The organism is Burkholderia sp. MSMB1072, assembly GCF_001524725.1.
GTDB lineage: Bacteria > Pseudomonadota > Gammaproteobacteria > Burkholderiales > Burkholderiaceae > Burkholderia.
In genome coordinates this window covers 1-1209 of record NZ_LOYC01000068.1, presented here as the reverse complement: position 1 = coordinate 1209, position 1209 = coordinate 1, and the positions used below count along the sequence as shown (strand labels likewise).

1 pseudogene is annotated in these 1209 nt (G+C 67.4%); it reads right to left on the bottom strand.

The annotated features are described in order from the left end of the window. Window positions 1-1209 (bottom strand): annotated as a pseudogene (locus WS89_RS29590) (YadA-like family protein); the annotation flags it as partial.

Genomic DNA, 1209 nt, shown 5'->3' with positions numbered 1-1209 from the left:
TGCGTCCTGCAACTGGCCGAGGTTGATCGCATCGTGACGATCCGTGCCGTCCGCGACGTTCTTGAGCGCCACCGGCGTCGTTGCGCCCGCACCGCCCAACGTCACGGTATCCTTCGCCGCACTGTCGTACGCCACTGCCAGCGATGTCAGATTGCCCGCGCCGTCGTCGCCCACCAAACCTGCGTTCTTCAACTGGCCGAGGTTCAGCGCATCGCCGTCGTCCGTCGCATCCGCGACGTTCTTCAGTTGCGTCGGACCCGTGCCGTTGCCCAGCGTCACCGAGCCGTAGTTCGGCGTGCCGTCCGCGTTGCGGTCGTACGTCACCGCAGCGATCGACTTACCCGTCGACGGATCGATCAGGCCCGCGTCCTTCAGTTGCGAGACGTTCACCGCGTCCATGTCGGCCACGCCGGCCTTCACGTTCGACAGCGTGGTGCCGTCCGCGCCCTTCAGCGTGACCGTGTCCTTCGTCGCACTGTCATATGCGACAGCCAGCGACGTCAGGCCCGCACCCGGGTTCGTCGGGTCGACCGGCGCAACCAGGCCCGCGTCCTGCAACTGGCCGACGTTGATCGCGTCGTGACGATCCGTGCCGTCCGCGACGTTCTTCAGTGCGACCGGCGTCGTTGCACCCGTGCCGCCCAGCGTCACCGAACCGAGGTTCGGCGTGCCGTCCGCATTACGGTCGTACGTCACCGCCGCGATCGACTGGCCCGTCACCGGATCCACCAGCCCCGAATCGGCCAACTGCTTGTTGATCACGGTGATGTTTTCCGTGTTCGTCGCCGTGCGGCCGTCGAGGTTCGATAGCGCGTCGCCCACGTTGTCGTACGCGACCGACTTCGATGCATCCGTCGGATCGGCCAGCGAGTACGTCGGGTTCGTCACCTTGCCGTCCGCGCCCACCGTCGCGCCGCCGCCGAGCGAATCGGCCACGCTCTGTGCCGCGCCGTGCAGTTGCGCACCGTTGATCGCGTCCGTGCTGGTGGCCGATACCGCGCCCGCCTTCACGTTCGTGATCGTCGTGCCGTTGGCGCCGGCCAGCGTGACCTGGTCGAAGTTCGCCGAGCCGTCGGCGTTCTTGCCATACGTCACCGCGAGCGAAGCCAGACCCGCACCCGGGTTGGTCGGATCGACCGGCGCCACCAGGCCTGCGTCCTGCAACTGGCCGAGGTTGATCGCATCGTGACGATCCGTGCCGTCCGCGAC